This window comes from Methylorubrum thiocyanatum (assembly GCA_014138645.1).
Taxonomy (GTDB): Bacteria; Pseudomonadota; Alphaproteobacteria; order Rhizobiales; family Beijerinckiaceae; genus Methylobacterium; species Methylobacterium thiocyanatum.
Genome location: JACJIB010000001.1, coordinates 228,000 through 244,979 on the forward strand (window position 1 = coordinate 228,000; position 16,980 = coordinate 244,979).

The window sequence follows — 16,980 nt, forward strand, 5'->3', positions numbered from 1 at the left end:
CTTCCGCTAAGGTGAGAAAGGCGCCCCGCGGACGGTCCGGCTTGCCGGTGCCGACGCGGGAGACGCTTCGAGACAGTGAGGAAACGGGGCCGGCGTTACGCCCGCCGGTCGATCCGGAAGGGGTCCAGAATGGCAAAGAAAGTCGTCTTCCTCGATCGCGAGTCGCTCGATGCGACCGTGCGCGAATTCAACTTCCCGCACGAGTACAAGGAATACGAGTCGACCTGGACGCCGGAGGAGATCGTCGAGCGCCTCCAGGGCGCCGAGATCGCGCTGATCAACAAGGTGCCGATGCGCGCCGACACGCTGAAGCAGCTTCCCGACCTGAAGCTGATCGCGGTGGCCGCCACAGGCACGGACGTCGTCGACAAGGCCGCGGCGAAAGCCCAGGGCATCACGGTCGTCAACATCCGCAACTACGCCTTCAACACCGTGCCCGAGCACGTCGTCGGCCTGATGTTCGCCCTGCGCCGGGCGATCGTGCCCTACGCCAATTCCGTCCGCCGGGGTGATTGGAACAAGTCGAAGCAGTTCTGCTACTTCGATTACCCGATCTACGACATCGCCGGCTCGACGCTCGGCATCATCGGCTACGGGGCGCTGGGCAAGTCGATCGCCAAGCGGGCCGAGGCGCTCGGCATGAAGGTGCTGGCCTTCGACGTCTTCCCGCAGGACGGGCTCGTCGATCTCGACACGATCCTCACCCAGTCCGACGTGATCACGCTGCACGTGCCGCTGACCCCCGACACCAAGAACATGATCGGGGCCGAGCAGCTCAAGAAGATGAAGAAGTCCGCGATCCTCATCAACACGGCCCGCGGCGGGCTGGTGGACGAGGCGGCCCTCCTCCAGGCGCTCAAGGACGGCACCATCGGCGGCGCCGGCTTCGACGTGGTGGCCCAGGAGCCTCCGAAGGACGGCAACATCCTGTGCGAGGCCGACCTGCCGAACCTGATCGTCACCCCGCACGTCGCTTGGGCGAGCAAGGAGGCGATGCAGATCCTCGCCGACCAGCTCGTGGACAACGTCGAGGCGTTCGTGGCGGGCAAGCCGCAGAACGTCGTCGAGGCGTAAGGGCGGCCCACCCGGTCGCCAGTCCGGGGCCGCGCAGCGGAACCCGGACTCCACGACGCGGCATGACGGATCGCTGCTCGTCGTCGCATCGAGGGTGGATTCCGGATTCGCTGATCAGCGCCCCGGAATGACGGGTTTGAATGGGTGGCCCCGGTGCCACTTAAGGAAGCGCTCCGCGCCGCGCGCGGACACGGGATCTCAGAGGAACCATGTCCAAGAAGCTTCTCTTCCAGTTCGACACCGATCCCACGCCGAGCGTGTTCGACGTCGTCGTCGGCTATGACGGCGGTGCCGACCACATCACCGGCTACGGCAACGTCACGCCCGACAATGTCGGCGCCTATGTCGACGGCACGATCTACACCCGCGGCGGCAAGGAGAAGCAGTCGACGGCGATCTTCGTCGGCGGCGGCGACATGGCTGCCGGCGAGCGGGTGTTCGAGGCGGTGAAGAAGCGCTTCTTCGGCCCGTTCCGCGTCTCCTGCATGCTGGATTCGAACGGCTCCAACACCACCGCCGCGGCCGGCGTGGCGCTCGTCGTCAAGGCGGCGGGCGGCTCGGTCAAGGGCAAGAAGGCCGTGGTGCTCGCGGGCACCGGCCCGGTCGGCATGCGCTCGGCGGCGCTGCTCGCCGGCGAGGGCGCCGAGGTCGTGCTGTGCGGGCGCAAGCTCGACAAGGCGCAGGCCGCAGCCGATTCCGTGAACAAGCGCTTCAAGGTGAACGTCACCGCGGCCGAGACCCCGGACGACGCCTCGCGCTCGGAGGTGATCAAGGGCGCCCATCTCGTCTTCACCGCCGGTGCGATCGGCCTCGAACTGCTGCCGCAGGCGGCGTGGCAGAACGAGAGTTCGGTCGAGATCGTGGCCGACTACAACGCCCAGCCGCCGCTGGGCATCGGCGGGATCGACGCGACCGACAAGGGCAAGGAGTATGGCGGAAAGCGCGCCTTCGGTGCGCTCGGCATCGGCGGCTTGAAGCTCAAGCTGCACCGCGCCTGCATAGCCAAGCTGTTCGAGTCGAGCGAAGGCGTCTTCGACGCCGAGGAGATCTACAAGCTCGCCAAGGAAATGGCCTGACGCTCCACGGACGATCCGGGCGGCGCTGGTCTCGGGCCGGCGCCGCTCATGCAAATCAACAAGAACCGACAGGGCAAGGAAGCCATGGCCGCGAACGAGACGATCGAAACCTTCCTCGACGGTCTGGCGAGTTCGGCCCCGACCCCCGGCGGCGGCGGGGCCGCCGCGATCTCCGGCGCCATGGGCGCGGCTCTGGTCTCGATGGTCTGCAACCTCACCATCGGCAAGAAGAAGTACGTCGAGGTCGAGGCCGACCTGAAGCAGGTGCTGGAGAAGTCCGAGGCTCTGCGGAAGACCCTCACCGGCATGATCGCCGACGACGTCGAGGCCTTTGACGCGGTGATGGGCGCCTACGGGCTGCCGAAGACCACCGACGAGGAGAAGGCGGCGCGTGCGGCCAAGATCCAACAGGTTCTCAAGACCGCGACCGACGTGCCGCTCGCCTGCTGCCGCGTCTGCCGCGAAGTGATCGATCTGGCCGAGATCGCCGCCGAGAAGGGCAATCTCAACGTGATCTCGGATGCCGGTGTCGCCGTGCTCTCCGCCTATGCCGGTCTGCGCTCGGCGGCGCTCAACGTCTACGTCAACGCCAAGGGCCTGGACGACCGCGCCTTCGCCGAGGAGCGGCTGAAGGAACTGGAATCCCTGCTCGCCGAGGCTGGCGCGATCAACGAGCGCGTCTATGCGGTCGTGAAGGCCAAGGTGAACTGAGACCTACGCGTCCTCCCGCCGTCCTCGTGGGCGGACGCGAAGCGATCCAGGGACGCGACGGAGTTCGGAGACGGCGGAGCCCTGACTTGCTTCGGCTCCGCCTTGCAATGACGGGGCGCAAGAACCGAGAGCCGATCTCCGCCGTCCAACCCTGCCCCTCATCCTGAGGTCCCGCGAAGCGGCCTTAAAGGATGCTCCAGGGCCCGCGCGCTTTCCGGACGCTCCTTCGAGGCCCGCTCACGCGGGCACCTCAGGATGAGGGCGAGGGCAGGACGCGCGTTGATACACCCGGTGCCCGCGCCGCGCGATCCTCAGTTTAGAAGCCCGCTAAGTCTCTGACGGGCAAGCAAACTAAAGTACCAAAAAAGAAAAAATTGAGAGCTGACCCGCTTCCCGAAAAGTAATTTTTCCGCGAAGGTTGGCCCAACGAAAAAAGCAGGAAACGCGAAGGAGGTCTCGATGGACGTTCACGAGTACCAAGCCAAGGAGCTGCTCGCGAGCTTCGGGGTCGCCGTCCCGAAGGGCGCCGTGGCCTTCAGCCCGGACCAGGCGGTCTACGCGGCGACCGAACTCGGCGGCTCGTTCTGGGCGGTGAAGGCTCAGATCCATGCCGGCGCCCGCGGCAAGGCGGGCGGGATCAAGCTCTGCCGCACCTACAACGAGGTGCGCGATGCGGCCCGCGATCTGCTGGGAAAACGCCTCGTGACGCTCCAGACCGGCCCCGAGGGCAAGCCGGTCCAGCGCGTCTATGTCGAGACGGCCGACCCCTTCGAGCGCGAACTCTATCTCGGCTACGTCCTCGACCGGAAGGCCGAGCGCGTCCGCGTCATCGCCTCCCAGCGCGGCGGCATGGATATCGAGGAGATCGCCGCCAAGGAGCCGGAGGCGCTGATCCAGGTCGTGGTCGAGCCGGCCGTCGGCCTGCAGCAGTTCCAGGCCCGCGAGATCGCGTTCCAGCTCGGCCTCAACATCAAGCAGGTCTCGGCCGCGGTGAAGACCATCATGAACGCCTACCGGGCGTTCCGCGACTGCGACGGCACCATGCTGGAGATCAACCCGCTCGTCGTCACCAAGGACGACCGGGTTCTGGCGCTCGACGCCAAGATGTCCTTCGACGACAACGCCCTGTTCCGCCGCCGCAACATCGCGGACATGCACGACCCGTCCCAGGGCGATCCCCGCGAGGCCCAGGCCGCCGAGCACAACCTCAGCTATATCGGCCTCGACGGTGAGATCGGCTGCATCGTCAACGGCGCGGGTCTGGCCATGGCGACCATGGACATGATCAAGCACGCGGGCGGTGAGCCGGCGAACTTCTTGGATGTGGGCGGCGGCGCCTCGCCCGACCGCGTCGCCACGGCCTTTCGGCTGGTGCTCTCGGACCGCAACGTGAAGGCGATCCTCGTCAACATCTTCGCGGGCATCAACCGCTGCGACTGGGTCGCGGAGGGCGTGGTGAAGGCCGCGCGCGAGGTGAAGATCGACGTGCCCCTGGTGGTGCGTCTCGCCGGCACGAATGTCGAGGAGGGCAAGAAGATCCTCGCCGAGAGCGGGCTCGACCTCATCACCGCCGACACTCTCACGGAAGCCGCGCGCAAGGCCGTCGAAGCCTGCCGCGGCGCCAAGCACTGATAGACGGGGGAGGAATCACGCCATGAGCATTCTCATCGACGAGAAGACCCCGATCCTCGTCCAGGGCATCACGGGCGACAAGGGCACCTTCCACGCCAAGGAAATGATCGCCTACGGCTCGAACGTCGTCGGCGGCGTCACCCCGGGCAAGGGCGGCAAGACCCATTGCGGCGTGCCGGTGTTCAACACCGTCAAGGAGGCCGTCGAGGCCACCGGCGCCACCACCTCGATCACCTTCGTGGCGCCCCCCTTCGCGGCGGACGCGATCATGGAGGCGGCCGATGCCGGTCTCAGGCTCGTCTGCTCGATCACCGACGGCATCCCCGCCCAGGACATGATGCGGGTGAAACGCTACCTGCGGCGCTACCCGAAAGAGAAGCGCACGATGGTGGTGGGCCCGAACTGCGCGGGCATCATCTCGCCCGGCAAGTCGATGCTCGGCATCATGCCCGGCCACATCTACCTGCCGGGCAAGGTCGGCGTGATCTCCCGCTCCGGCACGCTGGGTTACGAGGCCGCCGCCCAGATGAAGGAACTCGGCATCGGCATCTCGACCTCCGTCGGCATCGGCGGCGACCCGATCAACGGCTCGTCCTTCCTCGACCACCTCGCCCTGTTCGAGCAGGATCCGGAGACCGAGGCCGTGCTGATGATCGGCGAGATCGGCGGTCCGCAGGAGGCCGAGGCCTCCGCCTGGATCAAGGAGAATTTTTCGAAGCCGGTGATCGGGTTCGTGGCCGGCCTCACGGCGCCGAAGGGCCGCCGCATGGGGCATGCCGGTGCGATCATCTCGGCGACCGGCGACAGCGCCGCGGAGAAGGCCGAGATCATGCGCTCCTACGGCCTGACCGTGGCGCCGGATCCGGGCTCCTTCGGCCAGACCGTCGCCGACGTGCTCGCCCGCGCGGCGTAACGCCACCAGCGCCGCTCTTCCCTGCAGCGCCTCATCCTGAGGTGCCGCGCAGCGGCCTCGAAGGATCCTCCAGATCCCGCGCGATCCCTGGACGATCCTTCGAGGCTTCCGCTGTGCTCCAGCACCTCAGGATGAGGGCGAGGATGGGAGCGAACGAGCCTGGAATCTCCGTGCTTCGGCCTGCGGGGGGAGGGGGCCCTGTCGACCGAATTGATTCGTGCACCGCAGGCGTGAGCCTGCGGGCCTCCCCAAAAAGAACCTCGCCAGGGGGGATCCCATGACCAAGACGCTGCACGCCCGGCCGTCAGCCGCGACCGACTCGACCTTCGCGCCGCCGGTCATCACCGGCACGGCTACCGAGGACGCCCTCGAGATCCTGTTTCACGCCCTGCTCGACGTGGCCCGCCGCCACGACCCCGAGCTGGAGGACGTGCTGCACGGACGCGCCGACATCTCCTCCTTCACGCCGGAGATGCTCGCCCGCGCGCTGCAGGTGCAGGGCATCTGGTTCCAGCTCGTCTCGATCGCCGAGCAGAACGCGGCCATGCGCCGTCGCCGCCACGTCGAGCGCGACCAGGGCCGCGAAGCGCTGAACGGCTCCTTCGCCAAGGTTCTGGCGGAAGCCTCCGCCCGCGGCATCGGCCCCCAGCAGATCCACGCGCTGCTCAAGGACCTGCGCATCCGCCCGACGATCACCGCCCATCCCACCGAGGGCAAGCGGGTGACGGTGCTGGAGAAGCTGCGCCGGATCTACCTCGTCCTGCGCGAGCTGGAATTGCCGCGCTGGACCGAGCGCGAGCGCAACGGCCTGATGAACGAGCTGCGCGACCAGATCGAGCTGATCTGGATGACCGGCGAGCTGCATCTGGAGAAGGCCACCGTCGAACGCGAGGTCGCCTGGGGGCTGCACTTCTTCGACGAGACCCTGTTCGAGATGCTGCCGGAGGTGATGGTCTCCCTCGAGGAGAGCCTCGCCCAGTACTATCCCGACGAGACCTTCGAGGTGCCGCCCTTCTTCCAGTTCGGAAGCTGGATCGGCGGCGACCGTGACGGCAACCCCTACGTCACCGCCAGCGTCACCCGCGAAACGCTCCAGCGCAACGCCCTGGCCAGCCTGCGACGCTACCGCGACGGCATCACCCATCTCGGCCGGGTGCTGTCGATCACCGAGCGCTCGCTGCCGGTGCCGGAGGCGTTCCGCCAGGAACTCGCCCACATGCTGGCCGAGTCCGGCGACGGGCGCGCCATCGCCAACCGCAATCCCGGCGAGGCCTACCGCCAGTTCCTCACCTGCGTCCTGCGCAAGCTCGAAGCCACCATCGCCCGCAACAAGGGCGCCCGCTCGGTCGGGCCCGACTATCCGAGCGCGGACGGGCTCATCAACGACCTGCGCACCCTGGAGAAGGGGCTGGCCGACGCCAAATGCGGCGCGCTCGCCACCGACATCGTGCGCCCCGTGCGGCGGATGGTCGAGATCTTCCGCTTCTCGACCGTGCGGCTGGATCTGCGCGAGAACTCGACCCGCACCACCAAGACGCTGCACGCGCTGTGGAAGCTGCGCAACGGCGACCGCGAGCCGCCGGCGCTCGATGCGCCGGCCTGGAAGGAGTGGCTGCTCACCGAACTCGCCCGGCCGCGGACGCCGGAGACCTCGTTCGAGGACTTCGCCGACCGCCTGCCCGACGACGCGCGCGAGACGCTCGCCACCTTCGCCCTGGTCGGCGAGATGCGCGACACCCTCGACCGCGAGGCGTTCGGCGCCTTCATCCTGTCGATGACGCGCTCGACCGTGGACGTGCTCGGCGCCTACCTGCTGGCCAAGGAGGCCGGCATCTTCCTCGACGCGACCGGCACCGAGATCTGCCCGCTGCCGATCGTGCCCTTGTTCGAGACCATCGACGACCTGCGCGCCGCGCCGACCATCATGAAGGAGCTGCTCGGCATCCCCGTGGTGCGCCGCTCCACCCGCTGGCAGGGCGGGGTGCAGGAAGTGATGATCGGCTACTCGGACTCCAACAAGGATGGCGGCTTCATCGCCTCGAACTGGGAGCTGTACAAGGCGCAGGTGCGGCTGACCGTTCTCGGCAACCATCTCGGCGTGCCGATCGCCTTCTTCCACGGACGCGGCGGCTCGGTGAGCCGCGGCGGCGTGCCGACCCATCGCGGGATCGCCGCCCAGCCGCCGGGCTCGATCCAGGGACGCTTCCGCATCACCGAGCAGGGCGAGGTCGTCTCGTTCAAATACGCCAACCGCGGCACCGCTTCCTACCAGATGGAGCTGCTGGCGGCCTCGGTCTTCGAGCACGCCCTGCTCTCGGAGGGCAACGGCAACGGCTCGCGCGCCGAACTCGACGATGCGCTGGAGGCGCTCTCCGGCGCCTCGCGGGCGGCCTATGTCAATCTGCTCCAGGCGGACGGCCTCGTCGATTACTTCCAGGCGGCCAGCCCCCTCGACGAGATCGCGCTACTGAACATCGGATCGCGCCCGGCCCGGCGCTTTGGCGCCAAGTCGCTCTCGGATCTGCGCGCCATCCCCTGGGTGTTCGCGTGGTCGCAGAACCGACACGTCATCACCGGCTGGTACGGCGTCGGCTCGGGGCTGAAGAGCTTCATCGACGTGCGCGGCGCGCAGGGCGAAGCCTTGCTGAAGCGCATGTTCCGGGAGTGCCGGGTGTTCCGCCTCGTTCTCGACGAGGTCGAGAAGACGCTGATGATGGTCGATCTGGAGATCGCCCGCGATTATGCCGGCCTCGTCGAGGATGAGGGCATCCGCGCCCGCATCTTCGGCATGATCGAGCGGGAATACGCGCTGACGCGGGAGATGGTGCTGCGGGTCTCCGGCGACGGCGAACTCGCCCAGCGGTTCCCGCAATTCAGCGAGCGCCTGCGCGGCCGGCTGCCGACCATCAACCAGGTCAGCCGCGAACAGGTCGAGCTGCTGCGCCGCTACCGCAGCGAAACCGATGAGGACAAGCGCGAGGCGGTGAAGTCCGCTCTGCTGCTCTCGATCAACTGCATCGCTGTCGGCTTCGGCGCGACTGGATAATGCATACAATCTCGGCGACGTGTCTCGGACCCGGCTGGACGGCCGGGCCGGGCGCGCGAGATAGAAGCGCGGCACGCAATTTGTGAAAGTGACCGCGCGCACGACAAGACGGTCTCAAAGAACGGAGGACTTCCGATGAGCTTCACCCTGATCCAGCAGGCCACGCCGCGCCTGCACCGCTCGGAACTCGCGGTTCCCGGCTCCAACCCGACCTTCATGGAGAAGTCCGCCGCCTCGAAGGCCGACGTGATCTTCCTCGACCTCGAGGATGCGGTCGCCCCCGATGACAAGGAGCAGGCCCGCAAGAACATCATCCAGGCGCTGAACGACCTGGATTGGGGCAACAAGACCATGATGATCCGCATCAACGGTCTCGACACCCACTACATGTACCGCGACGTGGTGGACATCGTGGAGGCCTGCCCGCGCCTCGACATGATCCTGATCCCGAAGGTCGGCGTGCCGGCCGACGTCTACGCCATCGACGTGCTGACGACGCAGATCGAGCAGGCCAAGAAGCGCGAGAAGAAGATCGGCTTCGAGGTGCTGATCGAGACCGCGCTCGGCATGGCCAATGTCGAGGCGATCGCTACTTCCTCCAAGCGTCTTGAGGCGATGTCCTTCGGTGTCGCCGACTACGCCGCCTCGACCCGCGCCCGCTCCACCGTGATCGGCGGCGTGAACCCCGACTACTCGGTGCTCACTGACAAGGACGAGGCCGGCAACCGCGAGACCCACTGGCAGGATCCGTGGCTGTTCGCCCAGAACCGGATGCTGGTGGCCTGCCGCGCCTACGGCCTGCGCCCGATCGACGGCCCGTTCGGCGACTTCTCCGATCCGGACGGCTACAAGTCCGCCGCCCGTCGCTGCGCCGCGCTCGGCTTCGAGGGCAAGTGGGCGATCCACCCCTCGCAGATCGATCTCGCCAACGAGGTCTTCACCCCCTCCGAGGCCGAGGTCACCAAGGCCCGCCGCATCCTCGAGGCCATGGAAGAGGCCGCCAAGGCCGGCCGCGGCGCCGTCTCGCTCGACGGCCGCCTCATCGACATCGCCTCGATCCGCATGGCCGAGGCGCTGATTCAGAAGGCCGACGCGATGGGCGGCAAGTGATCGCCTTCCTCAGGTAGAGTGGAGAATGGCCGGGTTCGCCCGGCCATTTTCTTTTGGAACGGGCCTGGGCGTCAGGCGCGGCCGTGCCGCTCGATCGCGTCGAGGACGGCATCGGGCGCGACATCCTGGCTGAGTTCGCCGACTTCCGGATCGGCGACCGTCTCGATGCCCATCCGCTCGGTGATCGCCGACACCATCGCGACGAGCTTCGTCACCTCGTGCTCGGCCAGGAGGCTGATGTGCAGGTCGAGATCGGCGCGCTTGTCGGCCGCCGCGGCCATACGGTTCTGGCTGATCAGCACGAAAGTCGAGAGAAAGATCGCCTCCACCGATGCCGAGGTCCCGAGGATGACGAAGGACGCGTCCCATTTCGGCAGGATCGGCAACAGCCCGGTATTCACGAGGGTCCAGAAGCCGAACAGCACGACGTGCAGGGTGACGAACGCCATACTGCCCGTGAACCGCGTGATCGTCTCGGCGATGCGATCCTGCAACGAGGCGTCCCGGTCGGCAGCGCTTCGGCGCTCCTGCAGCGTCCGGATGTTGCGCAGGAGCGCGGGCGCCAACCCTTCCGGCTGAGGCGGCCGATAAGTCGTCCGTGCGGCCGGGCTGCCCTGTTCGTCTAGCCTTGGCGTCATGACGGTTCTCAGGAGGACGGTGACGGAGCAACCGGCCCGAGCCGCGGGGTGATCCCGTGGCGGCGGGCGAAACCATGTTGCTCTGCCGGGGCCCACCTTTTCCGCGGGCCGGGATCCCCGCTTCAGAAGCGCGCCCTAACTCTGCCGTCGGGCGACGGCCCGCTCAACGATCTCACCCTCGAGAGACGTGCATGACCGCGTTCGATGCCGACCTTCGCAGCCTGGCGGCTCAGACGACCCTGTCGCGCCGTACTGTCATCGCCACGAGCCTCGCCACCGGCTTCGCGATGGCCGTGCAGCCCGTCGCGGCGCAGAGCACCATCACCACGGACACGAACGGGCTGACCGCCGGCGAGGTGAAGATCCCGACCCGGGACGGCGCGATCCCCGCCTACCGGGCCATGCCGGCGGAGGGCGGGCCTTTCCCGACGATCCTGGTCGTGCAGGAGATCTTCGGCGTGCACGAGCACATCAAGGATGTGTGCCGCCGGCTGGCCAAGCTCGGCTATTTCGCCCTGGCACCCGAGCTCTATGCCCGGCAGGGCGACGTCTCACGGCTGGCCAACATCCAGCAGATCGTGAGCGAGGTCGTCTCCAAGGTGCCCGACGCCCAGGTGATGAGCGACCTCGACGCGGCCGTCGCCTTCGCCAAGGCGACCGGCAAGGCCGACACGACGCGTCTCGGGATCACCGGCTTCTGTTGGGGCGGACGCATCACGTGGCTCTACGCCGCGCACAATCCGGGCGTGAAGGCGGGTGTCGCCTGGTACGGGCGCCTCGTCGGCGACGCCTCGGACCTGATGCCGAAGAACCCGGTCGACGTCGCCGCCGATCTCAAGGCGCCGGTGCTCGGCCTCTACGGCGGGGCCGATCAAGGGATTCCGGTCGCGACGATCGACCGGATGAAGGAGGCCTGCCGGGCCGCCGGCAAGACCTGCGACTTCGTCGTCTATCCGGAGGCGCCGCACGCCTTCCATGCCGATTATCGTCCGAGCTATCGCGCGGAGCCGGCACAGGACGGATGGAAGCGGCTGCAGGACTGGTTCCGGCAACACGGCGTCGCCTGAGCCCGCCTCACTTGTCGTATTTGATGTAGGCGAAGCGCGGATCGCTCGGCGTCCCTTCGAGGGCGCCGCCCTCGGTGCCCGGCTGCCAGCCCACCACCTCCTCGATCTTCTTTGCCAGCGAGAAATCCTTCTCGGTGATCCCCTTGGCGGCGTGGTTCATCAGCCGGACCTCGACCCAGGCGTAGGACGCGGTGAGGTCGGGGTGGTGCCACGCGGCCTCGGCCAGATGGCCCACCGTGTTGATGACCATCAGCGTGCTCTTCCACGAGGCGGTCTTGTAGGTGCGCCGGATCCAGCCGTCCTCCAGCCGCCAATGCGGCAGCTCTTCCTTCAGCCGCCGCTCCACCGTCGCGTCGTCGAGGACGCCCTCGCGTGCTTGCGTCATCGTCACCCTCCTTTTCCGGATGGCGAAAACCTGCGTCGGGACGGGCGGCGGCGCAAGCCGGGATCCGTCGGACCCTCTCTCGAAGGCGGAGGCCCGCATGTCGCAGCGGAAACGCCGGGACCGGCTGTGGACGGGGCGGGGGCGAGTCCCTATTAAAAAATTCAACAGAAAACGCCGGCCTCCGACGAGGCGGGACGGACTGGCCGACAATTCATGAGGACGCCCATGCTGTCACGGCGCGGAATGCTCGCGACGGCGGCTCTGTCGCTGGCGGCGGCGTTGCCGTCGGTCCGCCGCGCCCGGGCGGCGGGCGAGACCTTCCGGCTCGGCGTGCTGCCCTTCGGCACCGCCGCCTGGGAGGCCGCGGTCATCAAGGCGCGGGGCTTCGATACGGCCAACGGCTTCACCCTCGACATCGTCAAGCTCGCCGGCAACGACGCCGCGCGCATCGCCTTCCTCGGCGGGCAGGTGGATGCCATCGTCGGCGACCTGATCTTCGCCGCCCGCCTCGGCAACGAGGGGCGGGGGGTGCGCTTCTCGCCCTACTCCACCACGGAGGGGGCGCTGATGGTTCCCGCCGGAAGCCCGATCACGGATCTGAAGAGCCTCTCGGGCAAGCGGCTCGGCGTGGCAGGCGGGGCGCTCGACAAGAACTGGATCCTGCTGAAGGCGCAGGCGCGGGAGACGGCGGGGCTCGACGTCGAGAGCGCGGCGCAGGTCGCCTACGGCGCGCCGCCGCTGCTGGCGCAGAAGCTGGAGACCGGCGAACTCGACGCCGCCCTGCTCTACTGGCAGTTCTGCGCCCGCCTCGAAGCCAAGGGCTTCAAGCGGCTGATCTCGGCCGACGACGTGATGCGGGCCTTCGGCGCCAAGGGCTCGGTCTCGCTGATCGGCTACCTCTACGAGGGCCGCACCGTGGCGGACCGGGGCGAGGTGGTGCGGGGGTTCGCCCGCGCCTCTGCCGCCGCCAAGGACGCGCTCGCGAACGAGCCGGCCCTGTGGGAGACGGTCCGGCCCCTGATGGCGGCCGAGGACGACGCCACCTTCGCCACGCTCAAGCGCGATTTCCTCGCTGGCATCCCGCGCCGGCCCATCGCCGCAGAGCGTGCCGACGGCGAGCGGATCTACGCGGCCCTGGACCGGCTCGCGGGCGCGCAGCTTCTCGGCGTGGGCAAGACCCTGCCGCCGGACCTCTATCTCGACGCCTCGGGCAATGGCTGACGTCGGCACGATGACGGTTCCGGTCCGCTGACCTTCCGCATGGCCCTGCTCGCGCGCCTCTTCTCGCTCGCCGTCCTGCTCGCCCTGTGGCAGGGCGTCTCCGTCTATGCCGACACGCGGACCCTGCCGGCGCCGAGCGCGGTGCTCGCCTTCATCCTGCGCGAGGCGCAGAGCGGCAGCCTGTTCTTCAATGTCGGCGTCACGCTCGGCCGGGTGGCGGTCTCCTTCGTCATCGCCATGAGCCTCGGCGTGCTGCTCGGCATCGCGCTCGGTCGCTCGCGTCTCGCCGACCGGCTGCTCGACACCCCGCTCCTCGTCGTCCTCAACACCCCGGCCCTCGTCATCACGGTGCTGGCCTATGTCTGGCTCGGGCTCACCGAGACCGCGGCCATCGTCGCGGTGGCGCTCAACAAGCTGCCCAACGTCGCCGTCATCATGCGCGAGGGCGCCCGCGGCCTCGATCCCGGCCTCGAGGAGATGGCGAAGACCTACCGTTTCGACCGGCGGACCTGGATCGCCCACGTGCTGCTGCCGCAGCTCCAGCCCTTCATGGTGGCGGCGGCGCGCTCCGGCATCTCGCTCGCCTGGAAGATCGTGCTGGTGGTGGAGCTGCTCGGGCGACCCAATGGGGTGGGTTTTGCCATCAACTACTACTTCACCCTCTTCGACGTCACCGCGGTGATCGGCTACAGCCTCGTCTTCATGAGCGTGATGCTCGCCATCGACGCCCTCCTCCTCCAGCCCCTCGACGCCCATGTCCGCCGCTGGCGCTGAGCCCGCCGCTGGCGCTGAGCCCGCCGCTCTCGGGGGCGCCGCGCCGCTCCTGACCGTGCGGGTGGACCGCAAGGTCTACGCCAAGCGTGGCGGCAAGGGCGGCACCGAAGCCGTGGAGGCGGTGTCCGGCCTCGCCTTCGACCTGCAGGCCGGCGAGATCACCTGCCTGATCGGGCCTTCGGGGGCGGGCAAGACCACGACGCTGCGCATCCTGCTCGGACTCGATCGCGACTTCGAGGGGGCGGTGACGCCCGAGCCCTCCCGGGCCGGCATGGCGATGGTGTTCCAGGATCCGCGGCTGCTGCCCTGGCGCAGCATCGAGCAGAACGTGCGGCTCGGCCTGCCGCGGGCGGAACGGGCGCGCGATCTCGACGACCTGTTCACCTCCCTCGGGCTGGCGCCGTGGCGCGCGCATTATCCCGGCGCGCTCTCGCTCGGGATGCAGCGCCGGGTGGCGCTGGCGCGGGCGCTCGCGCTGGAACCGCGCATCCTCGTTCTCGACGAGCCCTTCGTCTCCCTCGACGATGCGGCGGCCGCCTCCCTGCGTGCCCTCGTCGTCGAAGCCGTGGCCCGCTCCGGCACCAGCGTGCTGATGGTGACGCACAACGTGGCCGAGGCGATCGAGATCGCCGACCGTCTCCTTCTAGTCTCGCCGCGGCCCGCCCGCCTCCTGGCCTCCCTGCCCCTCGACCGTCCGCGCCCGGAGCGCGACCGGGCCTGGGCCGACGAGACCCGCCGGAGCCTCGCCGTCCGCTTCCCCGGCATCGTGGCTCAGTAGAATCACGCCCGAGAGAATCGCGTCCGTCGCGACGGCGCCCGGAGGTGTCGCGCCCGGATCGCGGCGGCCTGCGGCGTCGCGCCCTCTCTTTCGAGGCATGCCTCCCTCCGGCCGCGGATCCTTAAGGATAAGCGGCAGCGGCCAATGCAAAAAATTCCCGGCCGCGCGGGGGCTTCCCCGGAGCCGACGGCGGCGGAAACGGGTGTGCGGCGGCCTTAAAGCTTTTGCACCGCAGCATAGGACAGAGGTCAGGTTCGGGCCAAAGACAGGAATTAAAGTGCTCTGCACGCATGCTCCGAGCGGACTCCCGGTGCCATCATGCGGCACATGCATTCCGGTCCCCGATATCCACCTTGGACATGCCAAAATAAAATTAAGACGTGTGCGCCGCCCATCAAATTGTGCGATGCAAAAACTACGTTTTACCAAGAAAGTTTCATGATAAAGCCGGTCGTCGCTGCGACATTCGACGCGCGAAAGCGAGTTGACGGCGCCCGAAATTTTCTTAGAGTTCGTTCAAGCTTCGGTTTGAGGGGGCCGCTAAGGGATGCGGACCCAGCCGTGTAAGTCGCCGGAAAGACGGGATGATCCTGATTTTCCGTGCGGCGGCCGCGAGCTGCCGGGGCGAATACCATCCCTGTCGCAAACAGCAGGTCAATCAACGGTGGGTAGCGGGAAGCTATTCGGCGGCGGATAAGACCTGTCGGAGGAATCCATGAGAGCGGTACATCTTCTCGCCCTCGGCGCGGGTCTCGCTGCTGCGGGTCCGGCCCTGGCCAACGAAAGCGTCCTGAAGGGCATCGCCAACCCGGCGGAGCAGGTTCTTCAGACGGTCGACTACGCCAACACCCGCTATTCCAAGCTCGACCAGATCAACAAGGACAACGTCAAGAATCTCCAGGTTGCCTGGACGTTCTCGACGGGCGTGCTGCGCGGCCACGAGGGCTCCCCGCTCGTCGTCGGCAACATCATGTACGTCCACACGCCCTTCCCGAACATCGTCTACGCGCTCGACCTCGATCAGGGCGCCAAGATCGTGTGGAAGTACGAGCCCAAGCAGGATCCGTCCGTGATCCCGGTGATGTGCTGCGACACGGTCAACCGTGGTCTGGCCTATGCCGACGGCGCGATCCTCCTGCACCAGGCCGACACCACGCTCGTGTCGCTCGACGCCAAGACCGGCAAGGTCAATTGGTCGGTCAAGAACGGCGACCCGTCCAAGGGTGAGACCAACACCGCCACCGTTCTCCCGGTGAAGGACAAGGTCATCGTCGGCATCTCCGGCGGCGAGTTCGGCGTGCAGTGCCACGTCACCGCCTACGACCTGAAGTCGGGCAAGAAGGTGTGGCGCGGCTACTCCATGGGTCCGGACGATCAGCTCCTCGTCGACCCCGAGAAGACCACCCACCTCGGCAAGCCGATCGGCAAGGACTCCTCGCTGAAGACCTGGGAAGGCGATCAGTGGAAGACCGGCGGCGGCTGCACCTGGGGCTGGTTCTCCTACGATCCCAAGCTCGACCTGATGTACTACGGCTCGGGCAACCCCTCGACCTGGAACCCGAAGCAGCGTCCGGGCGACAACAAGTGGTCCATGACGGTTTGGGCGCGTAACCCCGACACCGGCATGACCAAGTGGGTCTACCAGATGACCCCGCACGACGAGTGGGACTACGACGGCATCAACGAGATGATCCTCACGGATCAGAAGGTTGACGGCAAGGATCGTCCGCTCCTGACCCACTTCGACCGTAACGGCTTCGGCTACACCCTCGATCGCGCCACCGGCGAGCTCCTCGTCGCCGAGAAGTTCGATCCGGTCGTGAACTGGGCCACCAAGGTCGACATGGACAAGGGTTCCAAGACCTACGGCCGTCCGCTGGTCGTGTCGAAGTACTCGACCGAGCAGAACGGCGAGGACGTGAACTCGAAGGGCATCTGCCCGGCGGCGCTCGGCACCAAGGACCAGCAGCCGGCGGCCTTCTCGCCCAAGACCAACCTGTTCTACGTGCCCACCAACCACGTCTGCATGGACTACGAGCCGTTCCGGGTGACCTACACCCCGGGCCAGCCCTACGTCGGTGCGACCCTGTCGATGTACCCGGCCCCCGGCTCGCACGGCGGCATGGGCAACTTCATCGCCTGGGACGGCGTGAAGGGTAAGATCATCTGGTCGAACCCCGAGCAGTTCTCGGCATGGGGCGGCGCGCTCGCCACCGCCGGCGACGTGGTCTTCTACGGCACGCTGGAAGGTTACCTGAAGGCGGTCGACTCGAAGTCCGGCAAGGAACTGTACAAGTTCAAGACCCCGTCGGGCATCATCGGCAACGTGATGACCTACGAGCACAAGGGCAAGCAGTACGTGGGCGTCCTGTCGGGCGTCGGCGGCTGGGCCGGCATCGGCCTCGCGGCCGGCCTGACCGACCCGAACGCCGGCCTCGGCGCGGTGGGCGGCTACGCGGCCCTGTCGAGCTACACCAACCTCGGTGGCCAGCTCACGGTCTTCGCTCTGCCGAACAACTAAGTCGCTCGCTACGTCGCTTGCGACACTGAGCCTA

General features: G+C 67.6%; 14 protein-coding genes. 12 read left to right on the forward strand and 2 right to left on the reverse strand.

The window, feature by feature from the left end; all coding sequences use genetic code 11:
* Positions 1-129: 129 nt before the first annotated feature.
* The 7 genes from HNR51_RS01080 to HNR51_RS01110 all read left to right on the forward strand — a co-directional run bounded on the left by HNR51_RS01080 (position 130) and on the right by HNR51_RS01110 (position 9,562).
* Positions 130-1,074, forward strand: a complete 945-nt coding sequence (locus HNR51_RS01080) for a D-2-hydroxyacid dehydrogenase (protein WP_141951102.1) — start codon at positions 130-132, stop codon at positions 1,072-1,074.
* A gap of 209 nt (positions 1,075-1,283) precedes the next feature.
* Positions 1,284-2,150 (forward strand): NADP-dependent methylenetetrahydromethanopterin/methylenetetrahydrofolate dehydrogenase, encoded by an 867-nt coding sequence (locus HNR51_RS01085; protein ID WP_012453658.1) that lies wholly within the window; start codon positions 1,284-1,286, stop codon positions 2,148-2,150.
* An 84-nt stretch (positions 2,151-2,234) separates the two neighbouring features.
* Positions 2,235-2,861 (forward strand): methenyltetrahydrofolate cyclohydrolase, encoded by a 627-nt coding sequence (gene fchA / locus HNR51_RS01090; protein WP_182554004.1) that lies wholly within the window; start codon positions 2,235-2,237, stop codon positions 2,859-2,861.
* A 459-nt stretch (positions 2,862-3,320) separates the two neighbouring features.
* On the forward strand, positions 3,321-4,493 hold the full coding sequence (locus HNR51_RS01095; RefSeq protein ID WP_012453660.1) for a malate--CoA ligase subunit beta: 1,173 nt from the start codon (positions 3,321-3,323) through the stop codon (positions 4,491-4,493).
* 22 nt (positions 4,494-4,515) lie between these two features.
* Positions 4,516-5,406, forward strand: a complete 891-nt coding sequence (gene sucD, locus HNR51_RS01100) for a succinate--CoA ligase subunit alpha (RefSeq protein WP_012453661.1) — start codon at positions 4,516-4,518, stop codon at positions 5,404-5,406.
* A 277-nt stretch (positions 5,407-5,683) separates the two neighbouring features.
* A complete protein-coding gene (locus tag HNR51_RS01105; protein ID WP_152276589.1) occupies positions 5,684-8,452 on the forward strand; it encodes a phosphoenolpyruvate carboxylase in 2,769 nt (922 codons plus the stop codon).
* 135 nt (positions 8,453-8,587) lie between these two features.
* Positions 8,588-9,562, forward strand: coding sequence for an HpcH/HpaI aldolase/citrate lyase family protein (locus tag HNR51_RS01110; RefSeq protein ID WP_012453663.1), 975 nt, complete (start codon positions 8,588-8,590; stop codon positions 9,560-9,562).
* A 71-nt stretch (positions 9,563-9,633) separates the two neighbouring features.
* Here the strand turns inward: HNR51_RS01110 and HNR51_RS01115 are convergent, their stop codons facing one another.
* On the reverse strand, positions 9,634-10,200 hold the full coding sequence (locus HNR51_RS01115; protein ID WP_182553731.1) for a DUF1003 domain-containing protein: 567 nt from the start codon (positions 10,198-10,200) through the stop codon (positions 9,634-9,636).
* A 191-nt stretch (positions 10,201-10,391) separates the two neighbouring features.
* Here HNR51_RS01115 and HNR51_RS01120 point away from each other — a divergent pair, with 191 nt between their 5' ends.
* Positions 10,392-11,267, forward strand: coding sequence for a dienelactone hydrolase family protein (locus tag HNR51_RS01120; protein WP_182553732.1), 876 nt, complete (start codon positions 10,392-10,394; stop codon positions 11,265-11,267).
* Between the two features lie 7 nt (positions 11,268-11,274).
* On the opposite strand, the gene HNR51_RS01125 is transcribed toward HNR51_RS01120, so the two are convergent.
* Complete coding sequence (locus HNR51_RS01125; protein ID WP_012453666.1) at positions 11,275-11,652, reverse strand: 4a-hydroxytetrahydrobiopterin dehydratase; 378 nt, start codon at positions 11,650-11,652, stop codon at positions 11,275-11,277.
* Between the two features lie 225 nt (positions 11,653-11,877).
* Here HNR51_RS01125 and HNR51_RS01130 point away from each other — a divergent pair, with 225 nt between their 5' ends.
* The 4 genes from HNR51_RS01130 (at position 11,878) to xoxF1 (ending at position 16,946) form a co-directional block, all read left to right on the forward strand.
* Entirely contained in the window at positions 11,878-12,873 is a 996-nt protein-coding gene (locus HNR51_RS01130; RefSeq protein ID WP_141951107.1) for an ABC transporter substrate-binding protein, read from the forward strand.
* Positions 12,874-12,912: 39 nt separating this feature from the next.
* Positions 12,913-13,647, forward strand: a complete 735-nt coding sequence (locus HNR51_RS01135; protein WP_152276594.1) for an ABC transporter permease — start codon at positions 12,913-12,915, stop codon at positions 13,645-13,647.
* On the forward strand, positions 13,628-14,425 hold the full coding sequence (locus HNR51_RS01140; protein WP_182553733.1) for an ABC transporter ATP-binding protein: 798 nt from the start codon (positions 13,628-13,630) through the stop codon (positions 14,423-14,425). The genes HNR51_RS01135 and HNR51_RS01140 overlap by 20 nt, the downstream gene beginning before the upstream one ends.
* 715 nt (positions 14,426-15,140) lie before the next feature.
* A complete protein-coding gene (xoxF1, locus tag HNR51_RS01145; protein WP_012453670.1) occupies positions 15,141-16,946 on the forward strand; it encodes a lanthanide-dependent methanol dehydrogenase XoxF1 in 1,806 nt (601 codons plus the stop codon).
* Positions 16,947-16,980 lie beyond the last annotated feature (34 nt).